General features: G+C 64.0%; 14 protein-coding genes, 1 tRNA gene, 1 other RNA gene and 1 pseudogene. 2 read left to right on the plus strand and 15 right to left on the minus strand.

Translation table 11 applies throughout. The features are described from left to right. Positions 1–77: 77 nt before the first annotated feature. The 5 genes from RQH86_RS05920 to RQH86_RS05940 all read right to left on the minus strand — a co-directional run bounded on the left by RQH86_RS05920 (position 78) and on the right by RQH86_RS05940 (position 11,082). On the minus strand, positions 78–875 hold the full coding sequence (locus tag RQH86_RS05920; RefSeq protein ID WP_311240590.1) for a CPBP family glutamic-type intramembrane protease: 798 nt from the start codon (positions 873–875) through the stop codon (positions 78–80). Positions 876–1,153: 278 nt separating this feature from the next. Then, positions 1,154–2,101 carry a glycerophosphodiester phosphodiesterase family protein gene (locus RQH86_RS05925; protein ID WP_311240591.1) on the minus strand — a complete coding sequence of 316 codons (948 nt, stop codon included), beginning with the start codon at positions 2,099–2,101 and terminating at the stop codon, positions 1,154–1,156. Between the two features lie 151 nt (positions 2,102–2,252). Then, the gene (locus RQH86_RS05930) at positions 2,253–5,216 is read right to left on the minus strand and encodes a TonB-dependent receptor (protein ID WP_311240592.1); all 2,964 of its coding nucleotides are present in this window, start codon (positions 5,214–5,216) and stop codon (positions 2,253–2,255) included. Positions 5,217–5,569: 353 nt separating this feature from the next. Next, positions 5,570–6,037: a transposase gene (locus RQH86_RS05935; RefSeq protein WP_311240593.1), complete on the minus strand. Its 468-nt coding sequence runs from the start codon at positions 6,035–6,037 to the stop codon at positions 5,570–5,572. Positions 6,038–6,189: 152 nt separating this feature from the next. Further along, the gene (locus RQH86_RS05940) at positions 6,190–11,082 is read right to left on the minus strand and encodes an alpha-2-macroglobulin (RefSeq protein ID WP_311240594.1); all 4,893 of its coding nucleotides are present in this window, start codon (positions 11,080–11,082) and stop codon (positions 6,190–6,192) included. A gap of 473 nt (positions 11,083–11,555) precedes the next feature. On the opposite strand from RQH86_RS05940, the pseudogene RQH86_RS05945 reads away from it, so the two are divergent. Beyond that, a pseudogene (locus RQH86_RS05945) lies at positions 11,556–11,768 on the plus strand (hypothetical protein); the annotation flags it as partial. 26 nt (positions 11,769–11,794) lie between these two features. On the opposite strand, the gene RQH86_RS05950 reads toward RQH86_RS05945, so the two are convergent. The 8 genes from RQH86_RS05950 to prpB all read right to left on the minus strand — a co-directional run bounded on the left by RQH86_RS05950 (position 11,795) and on the right by prpB (position 22,454). Further along, positions 11,795–11,871: non-coding RNA, sX9 sRNA (locus RQH86_RS05950), on the minus strand. Positions 11,872–11,931: 60 nt separating this feature from the next. Beyond that, the gene (locus RQH86_RS05955) at positions 11,932–12,930 is read right to left on the minus strand and encodes a nucleoside hydrolase (protein WP_311239684.1); all 999 of its coding nucleotides are present in this window, start codon (positions 12,928–12,930) and stop codon (positions 11,932–11,934) included. 76 nt (positions 12,931–13,006) lie between these two features. Then, positions 13,007–15,223, minus strand: coding sequence for a TonB-dependent receptor (locus RQH86_RS05960; RefSeq protein ID WP_115527257.1), 2,217 nt, complete (start codon positions 15,221–15,223; stop codon positions 13,007–13,009). A 423-nt stretch (positions 15,224–15,646) separates the two neighbouring features. Continuing rightward, positions 15,647–16,846 (minus strand): 2-methylaconitate cis-trans isomerase PrpF, encoded by a 1,200-nt coding sequence (gene prpF / locus RQH86_RS05965; protein ID WP_311239685.1) that lies wholly within the window; start codon positions 16,844–16,846, stop codon positions 15,647–15,649. A 116-nt stretch (positions 16,847–16,962) separates the two neighbouring features. Then, positions 16,963–17,526 (minus strand): hypothetical protein, encoded by a 564-nt coding sequence (locus RQH86_RS05970; RefSeq protein WP_311239686.1) that lies wholly within the window; start codon positions 17,524–17,526, stop codon positions 16,963–16,965. Between the two features lie 8 nt (positions 17,527–17,534). After that, positions 17,535–20,129 carry a Fe/S-dependent 2-methylisocitrate dehydratase AcnD gene (gene acnD / locus RQH86_RS05975; RefSeq protein ID WP_311239687.1) on the minus strand — a complete coding sequence of 865 codons (2,595 nt, stop codon included), beginning with the start codon at positions 20,127–20,129 and terminating at the stop codon, positions 17,535–17,537. Positions 20,130–20,330: 201 nt separating this feature from the next. After that, complete coding sequence (gene prpC, locus RQH86_RS05980) at positions 20,331–21,485, minus strand: 2-methylcitrate synthase (protein ID WP_311239688.1); 1,155 nt, start codon at positions 21,483–21,485, stop codon at positions 20,331–20,333. A 72-nt stretch (positions 21,486–21,557) separates the two neighbouring features. After that, entirely contained in the window at positions 21,558–22,454 is an 897-nt protein-coding gene (gene prpB / locus RQH86_RS05985) for a methylisocitrate lyase (protein WP_311239689.1), read from the minus strand. 145 nt (positions 22,455–22,599) lie between these two features. Between prpB and prpR the strand changes: the two genes are divergently transcribed. Further along, on the plus strand, positions 22,600–24,198 hold the full coding sequence (prpR, locus tag RQH86_RS05990) for a propionate catabolism operon regulatory protein PrpR (protein WP_311239714.1): 1,599 nt from the start codon (positions 22,600–22,602) through the stop codon (positions 24,196–24,198). 134 nt (positions 24,199–24,332) lie between these two features. Here prpR and RQH86_RS05995 read toward each other — a convergent pair whose 3' ends face one another. Together RQH86_RS05995 and RQH86_RS06000 are read right to left on the minus strand one after the other, a co-directional pair. Continuing rightward, positions 24,333–24,659 (minus strand): hypothetical protein, encoded by a 327-nt coding sequence (locus RQH86_RS05995; protein ID WP_104617099.1) that lies wholly within the window; start codon positions 24,657–24,659, stop codon positions 24,333–24,335. A gap of 426 nt (positions 24,660–25,085) precedes the next feature. Beyond that, positions 25,086–25,160, minus strand: a tRNA-Val gene (locus RQH86_RS06000). Positions 25,161–25,268 lie beyond the last annotated feature (108 nt).

Genomic DNA, 25,268 nt, shown 5'->3' on the forward strand with positions numbered 1-25,268 from the left:
GCAGGGCAAAACGCGTTTCGGCCACTGGCACAGATCGAATCACGTGATACCGCCCGACGTTCCTGCGCATCGGTGCTCTAGGAAGTTCGACGCGCGTTCGCCGCGACCACGGGAGGGGCCGGGCCACGCGGCGTCACGAAGACCCGCAACAAGGCCATCGTCAGAAACACGGCAGACAGGCGCAAGACCATGCCAAGCCAACCACTGGCCGCAGAGTCGGACACCGCGAACACAGTCCAAGCTGCGTTGAGCGACGCATGTAGCACCCAGCCGCTCCAGATCGTGTAGCCGTCCTGCGCATCGACGATGGCAAACAGCAGTGCACCGATCCCGGTGATGGCAAAGATCAGCAGTGCCTCGCCCCCGCTGCCGCCGCCGGCTCCGAGCCAATGCACGCCACCGAAGATCAGCGCCTGCACCAGCGCGGCCAGTGCGGGACGCCAAGCCAGCGCGCGACAGGCGAACACGAAGCCGAACCCGCGAAACACGATCTCTTCGGCCAGCGGAAACAATAACGCCAGCCATAGCAGGCTGAGCAGATCGTCGATACGGATCGCGCTGGCCTGCGTCCATAACCCAACCCAGCACGGCAACGTGGCGAGCAACGTCAACAACGGCCCACGCACCCCATTCCAGCGCAGCCCCAGGCGCGCGCGCAGATCGCCAGGCGTGCTGCGGTAGAGCAGCGCGGCTGCGATCACGACGAGGATGACGCTGAGCACATTGTCGAGGATTGCGCCGCCATAGGGCACAGGGATCCTCGGAATCGGCCAACCGATGGCCTTGGCGATATCGCGGATCTGTAGAGCAACCAGCAGCACTGCCAGCCACGTGAAATGCCTGCCAACCTGCTGAGGGCGAAACCTGAGCGACATGCCGACATCCTTGAGCGCACCTGTCAGAGATTCACTGTACCCGTTACACACCAACGCCCACAACGGTTTGAGGGCAAGACAGCGGGCTATCGTGCTTGTCGTCTGGCAGCTGCTCGCGATCGCTGACAGCGGCAGGTATCAAGCAAGGCGATGGCGTGTACTCACCCTCCCCACCAACTGGCAAGTAGTCGCGTCTCTCGCCAATCGCGGGCGCGATCCCACGTACCATTGTTAATCGTGATCCAGCAAACTTGCCTGCAACCACTGATGCAGTGCGCTCAGCGTTTTTCGAGTGTGGCGCGATAGCGCAATAACGCTTCCGGCGCATCGGTCTGGATGATCGACACACCATCGCGGTACAGACGCCCCCACACTTTGTCCGGGTCGCGTTCGGCATCGGCGTCGCCGCCGTAGCCCGCGATAAACCCTTCCCACAGCGAGTTGACCATCAGCCGCACGTTGTGGGCCTTGCTCACTGCCGCCAAGGCCGGTAATTGCGACGCGGCCATCTTGGGCAGTTCGAAGGCCATCGGGCGCGCATTGCGGGTTTGTGCAGTGGCGATCGCGGCCAGATCGGCCGTGCCGTGAGCGTTGATCAGGATCGGGAAGAAATACACGCGGTCGAACGGCTGCATCGCCGCCAGCGGCGGGGTCGCAATGCCGGCTTCGGCCTTGACGATCACCTGGTGCTGCATGCCGGCACGCGTGACCGCATCGACTACCTGCACGTAGATCGCATCCTTGACGTCCAGATTGAGCAGGATGTGGCCCTTGGCGGCGGCCAGCATCTGCTCCAACGTGACCACGCGCTGGTCGGTCAGCGCTGCCTGCGCGCCGCCTTCGTCGCTGCGCAACCGCAACTTTTGTAGATCGGCCAGCGTGAGCTCGGACAGCTTGCCGGTGCCATCGGTGGTGCGATCCACGGTGGCGTCGTGCAACATCACCAGCGTGCCATCGGCGGCGCGGCGCACGTCGGTTTCCATCACATCGGCACCGATGGCGATGCACCGTTGCAGCGCTGCCAGCGAGTTCTCCGGCGCGGTGTCGGTGAAGCCATGCTGCGGCGCGGCCGCGTGGCAACCGCGATGGGCCACCACCACGATGCCGCCCTGCGGGTTGGTCAAACGCGCCTGGATCGCCGCGACACCGGTGGGTGCTGCATTCACAGGACTGGCGAGGGTCGCGCACAGCATGGCGGCGACAGTGGCAACAGAACGTAATGTCATTGAACAACTCTCAAGTGGGTGACTGATCGCCCGACGGCGTCTGCGCCAGGCGAAGCACATGCAAGCTGGGTGCAGTTAGCAACTGCTCGCACGTCCGATCCAGCACGCCATGGGCATCCGGCCCACGGCGGCTTTATTTCGAGCGCTACGCTCAAAACGTCGGCGTAAAGCGCAGACCAAACCAATAGGTGGTGGGCACCGAATAACTGTCCTTGAGCAGGTTCTGCCCTGGGCCCGTCACGCTGGTGATGCGGCTGTGGGTGATGTTGCTGACCTGGCCGATCAAGCTGAGCTGCTTGCTGATGGCATAGGTGGCGGTGAAATCCAGTTGCGAGCGCGGCGACCAGTACAGATCCTGCCAATCGATATTGCTGACGATGGCACGCAAGGCCTTGCCTTGCCGGTTGTAGGCCGCACGCAGCTCCAGGCCGCCGGTGTTGTAAAACAGCGTGGCGTTGGCGGTGTAGTCGGGCTGGCCAACCAGGTTGTCGAGCTTGCGCTCGCGCTGGCTCACGTTGCTGCCGCTGCCGACGCTATACGGCACATCCAGGCTGCCATCGAGCATGGCGAGGTTTGCGCTGAAGCCCACACCGCTGAGCCACGGCGCAATCGGCGCCAAGGTGTTGACGATGCCGTTGAACTCCACGCCGCGAATGCGCGCCTTGGCGGCATTGGCCGGGGTGCTGATCAAGGCATTGGCATAAGTGGTGCCGTCGAAGCTGAAGCTGTCGGTGCGCGAGAGCGTAAAGATCTCGTCCTGGATGCGCTTGTCGAACACGGCAGCGGAGGCGAACGCATCGAAATCGCCGGGCAGGCGCCATTCCAGCGACAGATCCAGATTGTTCGACACGCGCGGTTTGATGTCCGGGTTGCCGATGGTGACGGTGACACCTTGCGCATTCGGGTTGCCGGCGTCGGTCGTGTTGACGAAGCCGATCGAGGTACGCGCTGCGTACGCATCGTACGGCGGGCGGCCGAGCGTTCGGCTGGCGCCGGCGCGCAGGTCCAGCGCGTCGGTCAGATGGTAGGTCATGATGGCCGACGGCAGCAGATAGTCGTAATCGGCACTGGTCGGATTGTCGACGTAGACGTAGCGATTGGTCGCGGTATCCAGCTGACGCTGGCGGCCCACCGTGTCCAGCTTGGTGCTATCCAAATGCACACCGGCCTGCACGTTGAGCCGATCGCTGCGATAGCTCACCAGCCCATAGCTGCCGAAGGTCTTTTCGGTATGGGTGAAGTTGTCCTGGTTGCTGAAAGCCTGCTGGTCGGTGCTGTTGAATGCGCTCAACGGCGTTGCCGCCAGCACGCGGTTGGCCTTGTCCGGATCGATGGTGATCAGGTTCAAGCCGGCGTAACGCATCGGCGCCCTACCGGTGCCGGCCACATCGGCCAGGCCTAAGGCCGGCGCGCTGGTGTTGGGCTGATACTCGACACGATAGATGTCGTAGGACGGCTTGTCGGTGGTGTACGACACGCCCGCCGCAAAGCCAATGCCCTGATCGCTCTCGCCCTGATTGAAGCCGTAATCGAGCCGTCCGGTGAGAATGCGGTCGGCCGCGGTACGTTTGTAGTCCGGACGCCAGTACGACAGGCTGTAGTTATCCAGGTTGTTATAGGCCTGCGGCGACACACCGAAGCGCTGATCGAACCCGGAGGTGTCGTAGTTGAACGCATAGTTGGGCGTGGCATTGAGGGTCACGCCACTGCCGGTCTGGCCCACCGGCACCGGCGCGGCCCGAGTAATGCCGGTGGCGTATTTGATCATGCGGATCGGCTCGTCGTAGGTCGCATCCGACCACGCCCCGCGCGCGGAAAACTGCTGCCGATCGGTCGGCCGCCAGATGCTGCCCAACTGCGCGACCTTGGTGCGCGTGGTGACGATCTGGTTGGAATATCCCACTTCGATATCGCCACCGGGATACCTACCGGAGGTAGCGGTCTGGTTGAACACCTGGTTGCGGTTGCGTGGGTCGATAATGACCTCGTTGCGCTCCATGTTGTCCTTGAAATAGTAGTAACCGGCCATGGCATACGCTTCGAGCGCCGCACTGGGATGCACTTCGAACTTGCCGGTGACGCCATAGCGGTCGCGCTGATTCTGCACGTACCAATACTTGTCCTGCTGCGGCACCGCCCAGCCATTGCCGAGATTGGCGCCGGTCTGCAGCACGCCGTTGTTGTCATAGAACCCGTAGTGCACCGTGTCGGTGGTCATATGGGTTTCGGTGTAGCTGCTCAGCGTCTGGTAGTTGGCCGACAGCGTGAAGCCGTATTGCTGTTCGCTGCCGAAGGTGCGGCTGCCGGTGGCATTCAAGCGATAGCCCGGGTCGTCCTGATCGCGCGGCTTGCCGACATCGTTGGCATGGCCCAGCGCTGCTTCGGCACTGAAGAATGGCTTGCCGCCGTTCTCGAACGCACTGCGCGTCTTGAGATTGATCGCGCCGCCGGTGGCGTTGGGGTCCAGATCCGGCGTAAACGTCTTGATCACCTGCAACTCGCTGACCATCGAGGCCGGCAACAGATCCAGCCGCACGCCGCGGGTGATCGAGCCGAGCGTGCCGTTGGGCGTGCCGGGCGAGGCGATGGTCAAGCCATCAATGGTGACGTTGTTGTACGACGGCCCCAAGCCGCGCAACACCGGCGTGGCCGCTTCGTCGCGCGGATGTTCGTTGTCGGTGGCCGGCAACACGGATAAACCCGGCACGCGACGCAGTGCTTCGACGATGGTGCTGTCCGGCAGCGCGCGCACATCGGTGGCACTGATGACATCGGTGATGTTGGTCGCTGCGCGTTTGCTCTCCACCGCTGCCGCATTGGCGCGACGCACGCCGGTGACCTGCATGGCATCGAGAGTTTGCACGCCGGTGTTGGCGTCGCGCGGTGCGTCGGCGTTGGCTGTTCCACCTGAGGACGCGACGGAGTCAGTGCCTGCTGCGTCGCCCGGTGCCGCCATAGCGCCTGCTGGATTTGCAGAGACTACAGGCGACGATGGAACAGTGCGCTCTGCGCTAACAGAAGCCGCGTTGGTCTGCGCCTGCAGCGCTGGGGAACATGCCGCGATGGCGACGGCGAGAACGGACAAGTGCAAACGGTACGAATCGGAGCGCTGCATGGAATCCCGAGATCGCGCAGCAAAGGCGCCGCGCCGGTGAGAAAGCAGGCCACCCTATCCAGTAAAAATGACCCTTGCGTGTCGCTTGCATCGCATCGAAAAGACAATGCGCAGCGATGTCGCCACATGCGAAGCCGCGGTGCCATTGCGCGGGATTGGGTTCTCCCGCTGACGTCCAACCGCGCGTAGGAGCGCGCTCGCGCGCGATGCGGCTCTCCCGCTGACGTTCAACTGCGCGTAGGAGCACGCTTATGCGCGATGCGGCTCTCCCGCTGACGTCCAACCGCGCGTAGGAGCGCGCTTGCGCGCGATGCGGCTCTCCCGGTGTAGTCCCATCGCGCACAAGCGCGCTCCTACGGCAGCCAGATTGCATCCCAGAATGGATAGTCACCGACCCGGTCCAGCAATCCGGCGCGTAGCGGATTGGCGATCAGGTAGCGAGCCACGCTGCGCAGATCGTCTTCATTGCGCAAGCCGCGATCGTGGTAGGCCCGCGCCCAAACTGCGGCGGGCACCCCGCGCTGCTGATTGACCGCACGGGTGCTTGCTGCCTTCATGCATGACACCGTGCGCGCCAGCGGAATGACGTCCCCCAGCTGCACCAGCCAGTGAACATGGTCCGGCATCAGCACCCAGGCAAGTAAGGTGGCATCTTCTGGCTGCGCGGCGATGAACGCGCGGCACGCTGACGCGGCCAGCTGAAAATCGTCGAACACACGTCGCCGCTGGACAGTTGTCACGGTGAGTAGATAGCAGCACTTTGCGAGCGAGCACCGGCCACGACGTCGTGCACGATGTCCTGCGGAGATGGGGCTGATCATCGATGCATGCTGGCCCGCCCACGCAAATCCTTGCATCGGGGTCGGGCGCTCACTTCGGTGAGGAAACTCCGACCGTAGGAGCGCGCTTGCGCGCGATGGGGGATTGCCGGGAAAGCTCCATCGCGCGCGAGCGCGCTCCTACCTTGTTACCTTTAGGGCTGCACCACCGTGATCGTCGCCGGGGTGGTGCGGCCCACGCCACGCAGCTCGGGGCGATACATGTCTTCCACCAGCGACGGCGGAACGGTGTAGGTGCCCGGCGTCACCGCGCGCACCAGGTAATACACCTGCGCCTTGCTGCCCGACGACAGCGCCAGCGCGGCCACATAACGGTCGTCGCGGAACTCTTCGTGCTTGACGTCGGCGGCACTGGAACGCTCGCTGACGCCGATACCGTCCACCACCACGTCGGCCCACTGCTTGGCATCGCCGAGATTGAAATTCTCGATTTCCAGGCCGGCCGGCAACAGATCGGTGAGCAACGCATCGGGCATCGATTCGTTGGCGGTGATGGTGACGCGCACGATCAGTGCCTCGCCCTCCTTCAGTGCACGCGGCGTCCACGGCTTGCCGTCGGTGGTGTACCAGCTGCGCTCCACGCTGAGGTGGCGCGTGTCTGCTTCCGGTGCAGTGCGCGGGATGCCCGCCACTTCCAGACTGGCATACATCGGCGCTTCGCCCTGCGGTGCGAACTGCACGCCGCGGGCCAGCGCCGCACTGTCGAAGCTGCGTCCGAACACGCGGGCCGGTGCGATCTGCTGCACCTCATCGCCGACGGTCAAACTGCCCGAGACCTGCTTGCCCTGCCCCACCATCAACGCCTTGCCCAGCCGCGCCAGCGCGATCTGCTCCTGGGTGCTGAGCCACAACACACCGCCAGCGCGGCGTGCATCCAGTGCCTGCCCCAGGGCCACCACGCGGGTGTCGTACTCGGGCTTGGACAAACCACGTTCGTGCAGCAACGCCATCATCAAGGCATCGTCGCGCACCACACTGCCGTAATCGCTCAGATAGCGCGGACGCTCGGCGCTGTCCTTGGCAAACCCGGCCTTGATCGCCGCGTCACCGCGCTTGGTGTCGCCCTGCAGCGACAACGCCGCGCCCAGATGCACCAGCGACAGGCCAGTCAACGCCTTGTCGCGCTGGTTGTCGTACAGCGCGCGCAGCGTGCCCAGCGGGGCGCGGTTGACGCGTGCCAACACGTAACCCGACCACGCCTGGTTGGCGAACTTCAGGTTGTCGCGACGGTCCTGCCCATAGAACTCGTTGCCGCCGGAGAGCAGATCTTCGCTCAGGCGATTGAGTGCCTTCTGCAGCACGTTATCGGGCACCGCAAAGCCGGCGTCCTTGGCGTCGAGCAGGAACTCGGCGATGTAGGGGGTCAGGCCCGGATTGACGTAGCCGTCGTCGCCCCACATCGAAAAATGCCCGCTGGCGATCTGCATCGACGCCAGGCGGCCGAACGCGCCTTCCATGCGCTCGCGGCGCGTGGCCGCATCCAGCCCCTTGGTGCCCAGCGCCTTGGCGGTGGCCTCGTCGAGCAACAGCGCCGCATACCCCTTGCTGGTGGTCTGCTCGGCGCAGCCATACGGGTAATCCAGCGCGCCCTGCATGGCGCTGGCGAACGGAATCGGCGGCAGCGGGCTGACCACCATGCGCGCAGTCACCGAGCCAGCCATCAGACCGTCGGCAAAGCTGCTGTCCAGGGTGATCGGCGCCAGCGGGTCGAGCACGCGCGTCTGCGTGCGCAACACCTGCGGCCACCCGGCACGCACCGGCAGCTCGTAGTTGCGGTCGGCCTTGAAGCCATTGCCGTCCACGCGCACGCGCACCTTGGCCACGCTATAGCCTTCGGTGGCGGTGAGCGGGAAGCTCAGCGTCTGCTTGGCATCCACGCCCAGCTTGATGCTGCGCGACGCCTCGGCAATGGCCAGCGGGCCGATGCCGTCCACACGCACGTTGAACTCACCCGGCTTGCCGGTGAAGTTCTGCACATCCAGCGTCACCGTGCTGCGGTCGCCCGGCGCCATTACGCGCGGCATGCTGGCTTCGGCCAGGATCGGCGCACGCACCACCGTTTCCATATCGCGATTGCCGTAACGCGTGTCCGAATACACCAGCGCCGACACCCGCAAGGTGCCATTGAAATCCGGCACCGGCAGTTGCACGCGCGCATTACCCTTGGCATCGAGCGTCACCGATCCGGAGAACAGGTCCACGGTCTGCACGCGGGCGGTCGGGCGTTTGGCCTGCGGCAGCGCTTCCAGCGCCATGTCGCCGCCGAACTTGAGCTTGCCGCTGGCGCCTTCGAAACTTTCGATCACGCGGCCATAAATGTCATAGGCATCGGTGCCCAGGCGACGTTGCGCGAAGAACTGCGCGTTGGCATCGGGCACCGGGAAGCGGGTGATGTTGAGGATGCCCACGTCCACCGCCGAGATGGTGACGTGCGCCGCCTTGCCCGCCAGTTCCGGCACGCTCACCGTCACCGGCAACGATTGCTCGGGACGCATCTGCTTGGGTGCGGACAAGCCCACCGCCACGCGCCGCGTCTTGCGATCCATCGGCACATGCGCCACGCCCACCGCACGCGCGGGTGTGATCTTGCTGGGCGCGGTACCGCCACGGAACACCAGCGCGGTGACGTAGACGTCGTGGCGCTCCCAGGCTTCTGTCACCGGAATTTCGAGCGTGCTGCCCGGCTTGACGTCGATATCCTGCACGTACAGCAGCTTGTCGCTTTCCACCAGCAGCACGCCCTTGCCGGCGTGCGGCGGAGTCAGCGTGACCTTGAGCGTGTCGCCGGCGCGGTAGCCAGTCTTGTCCAGCGCCAGCTTGACCTTATCCGGACGCGCATCCAGGCCGCGGTTTTCGTCGTTCCAGCTCCAACCGGCGCGGAACGGGTAACGCGTGGTCAGCCCGGTGGCCGGGTCGAACACGTCCAGGCGGTACTCGCCCCACTCCACCGGGAAATCGAGCTTGGCGTTGGCGCTGCCCACATCGAGCGTGCGCGTGTCCTTGTTCTCGAAGCGGCGGGTGAAGTCGTAATCCCAGTGGTTGTCGTTGTAGTTCCAGTGGTAGTCGCGCAGCTCGCGCACCAGCGTGGCTTTCAGGCCCTTGGCCGGCTGCGGTTTGCCGTCGGCATCCACGCGGGTGAGTTCGAAGCGCGCGCTGCCGTTGGCATCGGCGCCATCTTCGTCGTCAAACAACGGGCGCACGCCAACCAGCGCCTTGGCCGGCCACAGCACACGCTTGACCGTGCGGGTCACCGTGCGTCCGCCGGTTTCGTACACGCTACCGGAGACCACTGCGGCGATCGTGCTGACCGGCTTGGCTTCGCTGGGCAGCGCGATGTCTTCGCGCAGGATGCCGTCGCTACCGAACTCGGTATCGATCACGTCCTTGGCTTCGCGCGGCAGCTCCAGGGTGGGGTCGCCGAAGAACCAGCCCGGCAACGACTCCAGCGGATGCTGCTCGACGCTGACCGCAAGTTTGGCGGTGAAACGGTTGCCATCGGCCGGCGCGCCATACAGATACGCGGCAGTGGCGACCAGCTTGAACGGCTGGCCGGCACTCAAGGTCTTTTGCGCGGCATCCAGGTCCAGCTTCATGCGCTCGGGCAGGAACTCTTCCACGCGCACGGTCATGCCCTGCACGGCATCCTTGCTGGCCGGGTCGGTGCGGAACTCCACCTGCCAGCGGCCGGTCGCGGCATCGGCAGGAATCTGCTGGGTGAATTCGAAGTAGCCCTGCTCGCCCGGCTGCAGTTTGGTTTCGCGGAAGGTCTTGCCGTCCGGCTGCTTGAGGCGCAGGAAGACCGGTTGCCCGCCCTTGGAAGGCCCGTTCGTGGGCTTGCCATCGTTGTCGCGCAGGATCGCCGACACACGCATGGTTTCGCCGGGGCGATACAGATCGCGGCCGGCCCAGGCGAACACGTCGAACCAGGCACTCTGGCGTCCAGCCACCGCGAATTCGCTCAGATCCAGCGCCGGCTGGTTGAACGGCAGCAACGAGACATCGGTCTTGCTGCGCGCCACCAGCACGTGGCCGGCATCGAGCGTGTAGTTGAGCAGCGCATTGCCGTTGCCGTCGGTGGCGCCCTTGAGGAACAGCTCGCCCTTGGCATCGAGGATGCGCACTTCCACGTTCTTGAGCGGCTCGCCGCTCTGCAACGAGGCGGTGTGCACGAACAACTTGTCCTTGTAGGCGCGCGTGTGCAGGCCGATGTCGCTGACGGTGAAGAACGCGGTCTCTTGTTCGTTCTCGAAGCTGCCGGCGCGCTTCATCACCGCAAAGTACAGGCCAGGCTCCTGCAGCTCCTTGATGTCCTGCGTCGGCAGGTAGGTCAGCACGCGCTCGTTCTGCTTGCCGCCCAGGATGAAACGGTTGACGTACACCGGGTCGGCCAGCTTGGACAGCGGTTGTTTGTCGTTGTATTCGCTCTCAAGCTCCCAGCTGCCACGACGGCCGCCGCGCTGAAACTGCTGGAAGAACGCCGGCAGCGACTTCTCGCGCACGCGCAGAAATTCCACGTCCACTTCCGGCACGTTGACCGACACCACCGGCAGGCCGCGGCTTTCGCGCGCCGGCAACACACTGCCTTGCGAAGCGAACCCGACCACCGGCTTGAGTTCGCCGGTATAGACCTTCTGCTTGAGCGGCTTGCCCAGGCGGCTGCCATCGGCGGCCAGCAGATTGGCGTCGACCAGCACCGTGTAGTCCTTGGCGGCTTCCACGTACGGGTAACGCAGCGTCTTGCCGTCGTCGGACAGCGACCAGCTGCTGTCGCCGGTGCCGACCTTTTCTTCGAAGCGCACCAGCGCATCGAAATCCTGCGTGCCCACCAGCGGACGCGAGAATTCCAGCGCCAGCGACAGGCCGTCGCCGGTCTGGTCGGGATAGGCACGCGCGAGCGCAAACCCGGTAATCGCCTGCTTGTCGGCCTTGATCGCCTCGCCACTGGCGGTGGGCAGCTGCCCGCTTTCGTTGCGTTTGCACGCCACCCCGCCGATCGCCACGGTCAGCAGTACCACCCATAGCAGCATGCGCCGCGCGCCAAACCACTTCATCCCTGATTGCTGCCTGTCCATTCGCGCTACCCCATGACTGAGGCGGCCAGTATAGCGACGTGCTTCACGCCGCCGATGTCGGATGTGTGGCCGGTCGTGAACTTGCCGATGGGCGGTGATCGTGCGCGGCTGTGTGCATGCCGCGCTGGCACCGGCGTGCCGGAGCTGAGGTGAGCCCAGTGGTTTGACGCCGGTCTATTGCAGGGCCGCTGAGCTGCGACGTGGCTGCAGGGCCCTTGGCCGCCCACCGGCGCGGGACACGCCGCAAGTACTTCGATGTGAGCTCTTATGCGGCATCCATGACGCGTAAGGTCCCACGACGGTGGGCGGCCAAGGACCAGTCGAGAGTGTTGGTGTGCATGATTACAAGCACGGCATGACATGCGCTGTCTGGATAGCGGTGCGCCCGACAAACGTCCCATCGCAAGCAGAGCAACAGGCAGGCGTTGAACAAAGCAACCTGCAAACGTTCCGGGTGCGGTGTCCTCGCCGCTTGCGGGACCGTGTGGCGGCATGGATGCCGCCACCGAGCCTCCACGGACGGATGTACGGCGTGTCCCGCAAGCGGTGAGGGCACCGCGCCTTCGACCAACCAGGCGTTTGACTGCATCCCAAAAGTGCAGCCAACAAAACCACAGCGCTCACCGCCAGGCATGCGCTAACTCCGTTTACTCGCTGCTCTTAGAGCGGCGAGCCAAACGTAACGACCAGTCGTCAGGCAGGTGTGGACGGCGCACTCAGCACCGGAATGCACAAGTGATACATGCCGCACCGAGCACCGGCCGCGCCCGCCTGACGGTTGCGCAGTCCTTTTGTTCGCTGCTCTCAGTGCAACTGCAACACCGTGCGCATGTACAGGTCGATCAACGCCGGCTTGTCCGCACGCAGACAGGCCTGCACGTTCGGCGTGCCCGGCACCTCGCGCGTATAGCCTTGCGCATCGACGTCCAAACGCAGCGGCGTGGTCGGGCACAGTTCGGGGCGCAGCAACCAGGCCACCGGCACGGCATCGAACAAGGTCGGCGTTGCGCTCGCCCAGGGCTGGTCGGTGTTGCGCCACTGGTAGTAGAGCTGGGTGAGCGCGTCGGTCAGGCCGTCGCCGTGCGCAAACAGCGCGATACGCTCGGGCTCTTCCAGGGTGATCTGGGTGGCATCCAGCGGCAGCAGGACGATCGGCACGCCGGCCGCGAACACGCGTTGCGCGGCCGCCACATCGGACACGATGTTGTATTCGGCGGCCGGCGCGCTGGCCGGGCGATACGCGGACTTGCCGTAGCCCACCCGCACCGACCCGCCCATCGCCACGATGCGCTTGAGCTTGGCAAAGCCTGCCGGGTCGCGTTGCTGCGCCAGTGCGGCGTCGGTCATCGGGCCCAGCACCAGCAAGGTCACCTCACCCGGATGGCGCTGCGCCTGCTGCAGGATCATCGTCGCCGCATCGGGCAAGCCGCTCGGCAGCTGCCCTTTCGCGGCCCAGTTCGCCTGACTGAAGGCAATTGTGCTGGTGGTGCGCTTGCCCACCGCCAACGGGATGTCGCTGCGCCCGGCCTGCTGCAACAAACGCTGCAACAGCTGTACACGCAGCGTGGTATCCCCCCACGCCGATGCAATGCCCAACACCTGCACCTGCGGGCGACGCAACAGCAGTGCCAGTGCGAACGCATCGTCGATGTCATCGCCGATATCGGTGGACACCACCACCATGTCGGCCTGCGCAGGCGCAGCTGTGCCCTGCATCGCCGCTGCGGGCGTCTGCGCCCACGCGGCGGCGCAGAGGCACCACATCGCCAGCATGCTCCAGGTGCGTTGCCATCTGTGTTGCATCTGTTCTCTCCTACCGCAAAAAAAAACCGCCGGCATGCTGGCCGGCGGTTCGCGTTCTACCGTACAACGACGCCGATCAGAAGTTGGCGCGGAACTGCGCGCCAACGATGCGCGGGTCGTTGATGAAGCCGGTGAGGTTGTTGAAATCGATCGCACCGGTCACGCGGATCTGGTTGGTGCAGTTGCGGCAGAACACCGACAACTCGTACGCACCGGCGCCCCAGTTGTAACCGATCTTGGCACCGCCTTCGACCAGCGGCTGGCCGGTGAATTCCTTGGAGTCGTACAGGAAGAAATTCACTTCGCTGCGGTAGGACCAGTCGGTGTAGAAGAACAGCTCGCCGTCGTTGCCCATCGGGATGCCGTAACGCAGCGTGGCGTTGGCCATCCACTTGGACGCCTGCGGCAGGTCGTTACCGTCGATCAGCGCGCGGCCGGCCGCATTGAGCGGGTCGGTCACGGTGCAGGTGCGGCAGACGCCCACCGACAGGTTGGGGTCGTCGATGCGGGTCCAGTTATAGGCGCCACCGGCAGTGACGCGCAGGTTCTGGGTGATCAACGCTTCGAAATCGAACTCGGCGCCGCGTGCCTTGGTCTTGTCGGCGTTGAGCAGACGCACATCGTTGGAGGCGCCGCCCACCGCAGTGAGCTGCTGGTTTTTCACCCGGAAATCGTAGATGTCGAAGCTCAGACGCGCGCGGTTGTCGAACAGATCCGACTTGATGCCGATCTCGAACGAATCCACCGTCTCCGGCTCGGCCACGGTCAGCGGCGCGGTGCCCGAGGGCACGCCGAAGCTGGCGCCGCGGAAGCCACGTGCGGCACGTGCATACACGTTGACGTCGTCGTTGATGGAGAACGTCGCGGCCAGGTCGCCGGTGACCTTGGAGTTATCGGTCTCGCCGCTGGACGGCTCGACCAGCGTGACGCGATCCAGCGCCAGCACGTCGAAGGTCTTCTTGTCGTAGGTGTAGCGGATGCCGGCGCGCAGGTTCAGGCGATCGGTCGCCGCATAGTTCAACGAACCGAACGCTGCCCACGAGGTATTGCGCTGGCGGGTCAGCTGGTAGCTGGCCAGATCGCCGCCGCTGAAGGTGTTGTAAGTGTAGTTTTCGCCTTCCACATCGTCGTGGAAGTAGTACAGGCCGGCCTGCCAATTGAGCGGGCCTTCGTACTGCGATTCGGCACGCAGTTCCTGGCTGTACTGGTCCAGGCTCTTGATGCCGCCGGCGGTTTCCACCGGGAACGGAATCGCACCCGGGCCGGACGGCGGTGCGAACACCGCGCCGAAGCCGCCGTCGATATCGCCACGGCTGTAGTACTTGCCGATGCCTTCATAGGCGGTGATCGAGTGCAGCGCGATGTCGCCCAGGTCCCAGGTCAGATTGGCGCTGCCGCCATAGGTCTGCAGTTCCTGGGTGTTGGCGCCGTCGATGAAGGATTTTTCGGCGTCGAAGCCATCCACCAACTGGTTGGTGCCGGGCTGGATGATATTGGCGCGGAACAGGCGCGCGGTGCCGTCCAGATGGCGCGCATGCGCGTTGAACAATGCGCTGAAATCATCGCTGGCCTGGTACAGCAACTGCAGGCGCACGGCCGAGTCGGTATAGCCTTCCAGATCGCGGCCGTCGCGGTTTTCCACCCAGTCGTCGCGGCGCTGGCCCAGGGTGGACAGACGCGCTGCCCAATGCTCGCCCATCGCGATGCTCAGGCCGCTTTCCAGCGTCATGGTGCCGTAGGTGCCATAGGACAGGCTGGCGTAGCCGTCATTGGAGCCGATGGTCGGCTTGACCGAGTTGAACTTGACCACGCCGGCCGGCGTATTACGGCCGAACAAGGTGCCTTGCGGGCCACGCAATACTTCCAGGCCTTCCAGATCGAAGATCGGGAAGCCCTTCAGGAAGGCGTTTTCCTGCACCACGTCGTCATAGATCAGCGACACCGGCTGCGAGGCGTAGGTATTGAAGTCGGTGTTGCCGTAGCCGCGGATGTACACGCGCGGGAACACACGGCCGTTGGACGATTCGATATTCAGGCTCGGCGCCTTGCCGGCCAGCACGCGGATGTCCGAGCCGCTGGTGGAAATGGCGTCCAGAAATTCCGGGCGCAACACGCTGGCGGACACCGGCACATCCTTGGAGTCTTCCGAGCGACGCTCGACCGTGACCTTGACCGCATCCAGACGCACGACACCGTCGGCGCTGGGCGCTTGCTGGGCGGCGGCGTAGAGCGGGAGAAGGGAAACGACGGCAACGGCAAGCGCGCTGATCTTGAGCGACCGGCTGGCTGACATGGGAAGACTCCGAATTCGGTTGGCGGAGCGGCCTGCTTTCCATGCCGCGTTGCAACAGAATTAACACGATTTACACAAATTTGGCAGAGCCCGTGCGAAAAAGTTTTCATAATTAGAAATGGCGTTCTAATTAATGCAACACCCCCGTGCAATTTGTGCGCTGGAGCGTTACGGGTCTCAGCAGGCAGTGTTCAGCACATCGGCAGCACTAACAGCCTTGGCCGCACTGAGCCCGGCGGCGGCACGCGGCGCGGCGCGCACGCGCTCAAGCCCCATGAGCACCTACACGACGACTGTCCCCTGCAACGATTGACGAGCGCATAGACAAGCCGCAATGGACCGCCCGCAGATTTCTAAACCGGCGTAGACGCCCCCGCTCCGCCCGCCACCGGAGACATCCACCCACATGCATCCGTTTTCCGTTCACTTGACCTTGGCAACATCACCCGGCACGCGCACCCAACCTTCCATCAGCACGCGCGCACTGCGGCTCATCAGCGCCTTGGTCACCTGCCACTGCCCGTCCACCAGTGTCGCCTCCGCACCGACACGCAAGGTGCCGGACGGATGGCCGAAGCGCACTGCCGAGCGCGTCGCGCCGCCTGCGGCCAAATTGACCAGGGTGCCGGGAACGGCCGCTGCGGTCCCGATGGCGACGGCGGCAGTGCCCATCATCGCGTGGTGCAACTTGCCCATCGACATCGCACGCACCAGCAGATCGATCTCGCCAGCAAGCACCGGCTTGCCGCTGGAGGCGGTGTAGTCGGCGGGCGGCGCAACGAAGGCGACCTTGGGGGTGTGCTGGCGCGTGGCGGCTTCGTCGATGCTGGCAATCAACCCCATCCGCACCGCGCCATGCGCGCGCAACGTTTCGAACATGGCCAGCGCCCGCGGATCGCCATTGATCGCGTCCTGCAATTCGGTGCCGGTGTAACCCAGGTCATGCGCGTTGACAAAAATGGTCGGGATGCCGGCATTGATCAGCGTGGCGGCGATCGTGCCCAGGCCAGGAATCTCCAGCTGATCGATCAGCTTGCCGGTGGGAAACATCGCAACGCCCTCGCCTTCGGCCGCATCGGCGGGGTCGAGAAATTCCAGCTGCACTTCGGCGGCGGGAAAGGTCACCCCATCCAGCTCAAAGTCGCCGATTTCCTGCACCTGGCCGTCGCTCATCGGCACATGCGCCACGATGGTCTTACCGATATTGGCCTGCCAGATCCGCACCGTCGCCACACCATCATGCGGCACCCGCGCCGCATCGACCAGGCCATTGGCGATCGCAAACGGCCCCACCGCCGCCGACAGGTTGCCGCAGTTGCCGCTCCAATCCACGAACGCGCTATCGATGGACACCTGCCCGAACAGATAGTCCACATCATGCCCGTCGCGCGCACTGGCAGAGACGATCACGCTCTTGCTGGTACTGGACGTGGCCCCGCCCATGCCATCGATCTGCTTGGCATACGGATCGGGGCTACCGATCACCCGCAGCAACAACGCATCGCGCGCCGGCCCCGGCTGTTGTGCGGCAACCGGCAGATCCTGCAGGCGGAAAAACACGCCCTTGCTGGTGCCACCGCGCAGGTAGGTGGCGGGGATGCGGAGTTGGGGAACAAATGACATGGAGGGTCCTTGAAAGCAACGAAGTAGCAAGACAGGCAGCGCAACGCGGGCCAGTATCGCCTTGCATGGCTAGCGCAGCCGAGAGCGTGGCTGACGCCTGATCCGTCTTTCGACGTTCAGAACGGCAGCGAACATTGCGCCTGCTCACCCAAGCCGGCAGCAGGACACAATGGCCATTGCGCGATGGGGGTGTAGCGATACGGCGCTCCCCCAGCTTCGACAAGCAGCAAGGTGTCGCTGTGCCAGACGATCGCCGGAATACGCGCGTCCAGCTTTGTGGGCGCCTTGTAGCTGATCGTGATATGCGGGGTATGTCCGCCTCCAGGCGGTAGCTGCTCTGCCTGCAGCGCCATAGCAACCGCCTTCAGCAGCGCGGTGAACTCGGAAGGCACGCCATATGCCCGAAACGCGCAATGCATTGGACCTGCGCCGGAGGTGGTGATGCGATTCAAGCGCAACGTCACTGCGGCGGCATCGACGCGGCTCCCAGCGCGCAGCATGGCCGCACGCGCATCCACGCCCTCATATCTGTCACTCAGCGATTGATGCCAATTACACACTTCGAAGAGTGTTCCCCCAAGTGCCGTGTCAAAGCCATGAGCAGCAACCACGCCAGACATCAGGTCAAGCACGTCCGGCGGCGGCTTCAACATAAAAATCAATCGTGGTGTCGAAGACATACCGATGCCTACGCCACCTTGCTCGCTTCCAGAAAATCCTGCGCAAACCGCTGCAACACGCCACCGGCTTCATAGATCGCCACTTCTTCCGCAGTATCCAGACGGCAGGTCACCGGCACCTGCAGCTGCTCGCCGTTGCGGCGATGGATCGATAACGTCAGCGTTGCGCCTGGCGTACGCTCGCCCATCACGTCGAATGTTTCGCTACCGTCGATACCTAGTGTCTTGCGATCGGTGCCCGGCTTGAATTCCAGCGGCAGCACGCCCATGCCGATCAGGTTGGTGCGGTGGATCCGCTCGAAGCCTTCGGCCACGATCGCTTCCACGCCCGCCAGCCTTACGCCCTTGGCCGCCCAGTCGCGCGAGGAACCCTGCCCGTAATCGGCGCCGGCAATGATGACCAACGGCTGCTTGCGCGTCATATAGGTTTCGATCGCCTCCCACATGCGCACGACCTGCCCGTCCGGCTCCAACCGTGCCAGCGAACCGGCGGTGACCTGCCCATCCACCACGGCCATTTCGTTGACCAACTTCGGGTTGGCGAAGGTGGCGCGTTGCGCGGTGAGATGGTCGCCGCGATGGGTGGCGTAAGAATTGAAGTCTTCTTCCGGCACGCCCATTTGCGCCAGGTATTCGCCGGCCGCACTGCTTGCCATGATGGCGTTGGAGGGAGACAGGTGATCGGTGGTGATGTTGTCGCCCAGCACCGCCAGCGCGCGCATGCCATGCAGCGTGCGTACACCGGCCAACGCGCCCTCCCAATACGGCGGACGGCGAATATAGGTGCTGGTCGGGCGCCAGTCGTACAGCGGGCTCACGCGTGCGCCCTGCCCAACGCTGCGCTTGAACATCGGGTCGTACACGCTGCGGAAATGTTCTGGCTTGACGCTGCGCGCCACAACCGCATCGATCTCCGCATCGCTCGGCCACAGATCCTTCAGCGTGATCGGTGTGCCATCCGCATCGATGCCAAGCGCATCCTTTTCGATATCGAAGCGCACCGTTCCTGCGATGGCATAGGCGATCACCAGCGGAGGCGAAGCGAGAAACGCCTGCTTGGCATACGGATGAATGCGCCCATCGAAATTGCGATTGCCCGACAACACCGCCGTCGCATACAGGTCGCGGTCGATGATCTCCTGCTGGATCACCGGGTCCAGCGCGCCGCTCATGCCATTGCAGGTGGTGCACGCAAACGCCACGATGCCGAAGCCCAGTTGCTCCAGCTCGCTCAGCAAGCCGGCCTCTTCCAGATACAGCTGCACCGCCTTGGAGCCGGGCGCCAGCGAACTTTTCACCCACGGTTTGCGGGTCAGGCCACGCGCATTGGCGTTGCGTGCCAGCAGGCCAGCCGCGATGACGTTGCGTGGATTGGAGGTGTTGGTGCACGAGGTGATCGCCGCGATGATCACCGCGCCATCGGGCATCTGCCCTGGCACGTCTTCCCACGCAGCGGCGATGCCACGGCTTGCCAGCTCGGTGGTCGCCACCCGCTTGTGCGGGTTGGACGGGCCGGCCATGTTGCGCACCACGCTCGACAAGTCGAACTGCAGCACACGCTCGTATTGCGCGGTGACCAGAGCGTCGGCCCACAAGCCGGTATGCCGTGCGTAGGTTTCCACCAGCGCAATCTGCACGTCCTCGCGGCCGGTCAGCCGCAGGTAGTCGATGGTCTGCTGGTCGATGTAGAACATCGCCGCGGTCGCGCCGAATTCCGGCGTCATATTGGAGATGGTAGCGCGGTCGCCGATGGTCAGCGCGCTGGCGCCGGCACCGTAAAACTCCAGATACGCACCGACTACGCGCTGCTGGCGCAGGAATTCGGTCAAGGCCAGCACGATGTCAGTGGCGGTGATGCCCGGCGCCGGCCGGCCCAACAATTCCACGCCGATGATGTCGGGCAACCGCATCCACGATGCACGCCCCAACATCACGGTCTCCGCTTCCAGCCCGCCCACACCCACGGCGATCACGCCCAATGCATCCACGTGCGGGGTGTGACTGTCGGTGCCCACGCAGGTATCCGGAAACGCCACGCCATCCAGTGTGTAGATCACCGGCGACATCTTCTCCAGATTGATCTGATGCATGATCCCGTTGCCCGGCGGAATCACTTCCATGTTCTCGAACGCACGCTTGGTCCATTCGATGAAGTGAAAGCGATCGGCATTGCGGCGATCTTCCACGCTGCGATTCTTGGCAAAGGCCTGCTTGTCGAAACCGGCGTATTCCACTGCCAGCGAGTGATCGACGATCAACTGCACCGGCACCACCGGACTGACCTGCGCCGGGTCGCCGCCCTGCTCGGCGATGGCATCGCGCAAGCCGGCCAGATCCACCAGCGCGGTCTGCCCCAGGATGTCGTGGCAGACCACACGCGCTGGAAACCACGGGAAATCCAGGTCGCGCTTGCGCTCGATCAGCTGGCGCAGGTAGGCCTCCAGCATCTGCGGCTCGGCGCGCCGCACCAGGTTTTCGGCATGCACGCGCGCGGTGTACGGCAGCGTTGCATACGCGCCCGGCTGCAACGCATCCACTGCGGCGCGTGCATCGAAATACTCCAACGAGGTGCCCGGCAAGGGCTTGCGGTACTGGCTGTTCATGGCTGGCGATATCACAAGGCGGGCGAGGTTTCTTGCGGTTGCGGTACTGCTATTGCTGTGCGGTTGCAGTGCTGCGATTGCGGTGCGGTTGCGGTGCTGCTATCCGGTGCCGCTGCTACTACGGTGCGGCTGCGGCGCCCTTCTCCCGCAAGCGGGAGAAGGTGCCCGAAGGGCGGATGAGGGCCAGCGCCGCCCACACAGTCAGGCGCGCTGATCCAACGGCACGAAGACCTGATCTTCCGGCCCGGTGTAGTTAGCCGACGGGCGAATGATCTTGCCATCCACGCGCTGCTCGATGATGTGCGCGCTCCAACCGGCCGTGCGTGCCAGCACGAACAGTGGCGTAAACATCGCCGTCGGCACGCCCATCATGTGGTAGCTCACCGCACTGAACCAATCGAGGTTGGGGAACATCTTCTTGATGTCCCACATCACCGTTTCCAGGCGCTCGGCAATGTCGTACATCTTGCGGCTGCCCTGCGCATCGGACAGCTCGCGCGCCACGTCCTTGATCACCTTGTTACGCGGGTCGGACACCGTGTACACCGGGTGGCCAAAGCCGATCACCACTTCCTTGCGCTCCACGCGCGCCTTGATATCGGCTTCCGCTTCATCCGGGGTGTCGTAGCGCTTCTGTATTTCGAAGGCCACTTCGTTGGCGCCGCCGTGCTTGGGTCCGCGCAGCGCGCCGATGCCACCGGCGATGGCGCTGTACATATCGCTGCCGGTGCCGGCGATCACCCGGCATGCAAACGTGGACGCGTTGAACTCGTGCTCGGCATACAGGATCAGGCTGGTGTGCATTGCACGCACCCATGAATCCTTCGGCGCAAACCCGTGCAGCAGATGCAGGAAATGCCCGCCGATCGAATCGTCATCGGTTTCCACTTCGATGCGCTTGCCGTTATGGCTGTAGTGATACCAATACAGCAGCATCGAGCCCAACGACGCCATCAGCTTGTCGGCGATGTCGCGCGCGCCCGGATGGTTATGGTCGTCTTTTTCCGGCTGCAGGCAGCCCAGCACCGAGACGCCGGTGCGCATCACATCCATCGGGTGCGCCGACGGCGGCAGTTGCTCCAGCGCCGCTTTCACGGCGGCCGGCACACCACGCAACGACCGCAACTTGGTCTTGTAACCGCGCAATTCGCCGCTATTGGGCAACTTGCCGTGCACCAGCAGATACGCAATTTCTTCGAACTCGCTGGTGGTTGCCAGATCCAGAATGTCGTAACCGCGATAGTGCAGATCATTGCCGCTGCGCCCCACGGTGCACAGCGCGGTGTTGCCTGCAGCAGTGCCCGACAGGGCAACGGATTTTTTCGGCTTGAAACCGGGAATGGTGGTGTCGTTCATGCGATGAGCTCCCAAGCTGTGGCGTGTTGCGGTGTCACGGAGGAGTGACCAGGTGGACGCAGCAAGCGGCGATCATGCGCCTTTGCGTGCAAACAGTGCATCCAGGCGTTGTTCGTAATCGTGGTAGCCGATGCGTTCGTACAGTTCTTCGCGCGTCTGCATGGTTTCCAGTACCGCTTGTTGATGGCCATCGCGCCGGATCGCGGTGTAGACATCCTCGGCGGCCTTGTTGGCCGCACGAAATGCCGACAGCGGAAACAACTGGATCGCCACGCCGGCAGCGGCCAGTTGGTCGCGCGTAAACAGCGGCGTCTTGCCGAACTCGGTGATATTGGCCAGCACCGGCACGCCCACCGCATCGACAAAGCGCTTGTAGGTGTCCAGGTCGTAGGCGGCCTCGGCAAAGATGCCATCGGCACCCGCTTCCACGCAGGCGATGGCGCGCTCGATCGCCGCGTCCACGCCTTCCATCTGGATGGCATCGGTCCGCGCGATCAAAAAGAACGCCGGGTCGGTCTTGGCATCGGCCGCCGCCTTGACCCGGTCCACCATCTCGCCCTGACTGACGATCTCCTTGCCCGGCCGATGCCCGCAGCGCTTGGCGCCGACCTGGTCTTCGATATGGCAACCGGCCGCGCCCGCCTTGATCAACGATTTGATGGTGCGCTCGATGTTGAACGCGCTCGGCCCGAAGCCGGTGTCCACGTCCACCAGCAGCGGCAACCCGCACACATCGGTAATGCGGCGCACATCGATCAGCACATCTTCCAACGTATTGATGCCCAGGTCCGGCAGCCCCAACGAACCCGCCGCCACGCCGCCGCCCGACAGATAGATGGCCTGATACCCGGCACGCTGGGCCAGCAGGGCATGGTTGGCATTGATCGCACCGATGACCTGCAGCGGCGACTCGGCGGCCAGCGCCGCGCGGAAGCGGGTACCGGCGGAAGAAAGGGGCGAGGACGTCATGGCGATTCCTGGGATGGGATAGTGGATAGTTCGCAAACGTCGTGCCAATCGCAAGCGCTTGATTCCACTGGGCACCGTCAGCGAATCGTTGCGAATATGCAACGCCTGACGCAACATGAAACACCCATGGAACACGCCAACATCGATGCGTAACCCCTCCCCCGCCGATCCGGCAGACACATCGTCACCGGTGATCTGGACCGTCAGCGTGTCGCGACTGACCGGCCTGCTTGCCGACGTCATCCCCGAATTCGACCAGCGCGCGCGGATCGAGCAGATCAACCTCGGCTTTGCCGACGCCGTGGACGTCATCGGCCAGCGCCTGCGCCGCGAGCGCTGCGACGTCCTGGTCGCTGGCGGCTCCAACGCCGCCTACCTGCGCAGCCGGCTCGCGTTGCCGCTGGCGCCGATCCAGGCCACCGGCTTCGACCTGATGGAAGCGCTGGCGCGTGCGCGCCGCATCGCGCCACGCATCGGCGTGGTGACCCATGCCAGCGACGTTCCCTCGTTTCACGCCTTCCAGCGCAGCTTCGACCTGGACATCGAACATCGCCGCTTCGTCACCGCCGAAGACGCGCGCGACTGCATTGCCGACCTGCGTGCCGGCGGTATCCAGGTCATCGTGGGCACCGGCATGGCGATCGATTTCGCCGAGCAGGCCGGCCTGCCCGGCGTGCTGCTGTACTCGGCAGATTCGGTCCGTCACGCGCTGGAAAACGCCATCGCATTAGGCACTGCTTCCAGCCAGGAACGCCCAGCCGCCCGCAGCAACGCACGACGGACACGCCGCAGCGACGCGCTGCTCGGCGACGACACGGCAATGGTGCACGTCCGCGAGCTGGTGCAGTTGTATGCGCCGCACGCGGGCACCGTGTTGATCAGCGGCCAGACCGGGACCGGCAAGGAGTTGGTCGCCCGACAACTGCATGCCGGCAGTCGCCGGCGCGGCCGCTTTGTCGCGATCAATTGCGGCGCCATCACCGAATCGCTGCTGGAAGCGGAATTGTTCGGCTACAGCGATGGCGCTTTCACCGGCGCACGCCGCGGCGGCCACACCGGCCTGATCGAAGCCGCGCAGGACGGCACGTTGTTTCTCGACGAGATCGGCGAATTGCCGATGCCACTACAGACGCGCCTGCTACGCGTGTTGGAAGAGCGCGAAGTGCTGCGCGTCGGCGCCACCGTGCCAATTGCGGTGGATGTGCGCGTGATCGCTGCCAGCCTGCAGGATCTGCATTCCCTGGTCGAGCAAGGGCGTTTTCGTCGCGACCTGTTCTACCGTTTGAACGCACTAGGCATCGCACTGCCGCCGTTACGCCACCGCCCCGACGACATTGCGATGCTACTGACGCATTATTTTCAGCAATTGGGCAGCATCGCATCACCATTGTCGCCCGCAGCGCTACAACGGCTGCAACAGCATGCATGGCCGGGCAATGTGCGCGAACTACGCAACCTGGTTGAACGCTTATGCATTCACTGGAAAGCACAAGCGCATGACCACCTGAGCCTGGAACAACTCCAACGCTGGGCGCCGGAACTGTTCGACGCACACGCCAGCGACCCTGCACCACAGGCGCACACCGAGCTTGCAGCATCGCGCCTGCAACTCACCGCCGCAGCGGTGCGCACGGCACTGGAACGCGCCAACGGCAACCGTGCCCTCGCCGCTCAAGCACTCGGTGTTTCGCGCACCACCTTGTGGCGCTGGATGCAGGCACAGGCCATGGCGCCACAGCGTTGAACACTGCACGTTGGCCAGGCTTTCAGCGCAGGTAGGACACGAGCGATGCCGTACATCGGGTGATGCACTACTGCATGCAGCAGCACGAGATGCTGCTGAGCGCGACAATCAGCACGCACGCGCCGATGCAGCGATTACTTGATCCGCGTGTACTCGGTATCGCCCGTGCTCAGTCGACCCGTCGCCTCGTCGATCGCGTAATTGACCGTACCGCTGCCGCTGGACACCTGCAGCACACCCTTGGTCAGCAGCGCCGGATAATTTCGGGTCCTCACGCCACTGCCGAACAGCTCCGGCGTGGTGTCGCGAATGATGAAGCTCTCGCCATTGTGCTCGATGCTCAGCACATTCTTCTGCGACTTCACATTGACCCACTTGCCCACGTACTGCTCGCCAACATCGCGCGCGCACCCGGCCAACAACAACATCGCAACCAGCGCACTTCCAAGCAGCGTCTTCATCGCCACTCCATCTCGATCCGGGGCCTTGCAGGATGGCAAGTCCCTGTCGAGCTCGCAAGGCGCCGACCCTAGCGAAAAGTGCTTACGTGCACCGCTTCTCGAAATGCAATGCAGCGCCACTACCAAATGTGAGACAGCGACCCTGGCACACGGATTCATCACTGGCGCAATCGATTAACCGCAGCGTCCAAGCCCTGCAGATGGCGAGTCCTGATCGAACGCGCAAGAAACGCTAAACCGCGATGTCTCGCGCCAACGCGAACCACTGCACAGAATGCATGCCGCTGAATGAGTGGCAGTTGCTGCCGAGTGCTGCATAAGAATGAGGACTGCGGCGCTATCGCATCACCCATCCATGTAGCCGCTACGACACTGCGGCAAAGAAAAAAACCGGCTTTCGCCGGTTTTCATCTGACTATGAATTCATGGTGGGCGGTACAAGGTTCGAACTTGTGACCCTTGCCGTGTGAAGGCAATGCTCTACCGCTGAGCTAACCGCCCGGTGACGCGAGCCGCACATTATAGGGCAGCTGCAGTAATCGTCAACAGCCGCGTTCGACCCGGTGGATGCCTACTGAAAACCAAGGCAGTTTGCAGACGCCGGCCTCC

Source organism: Xanthomonas sp. WCS2018Noco2-27 (assembly GCF_031843525.1).
Lineage (GTDB): Bacteria > Pseudomonadota > Gammaproteobacteria > Xanthomonadales > Xanthomonadaceae > Xanthomonas.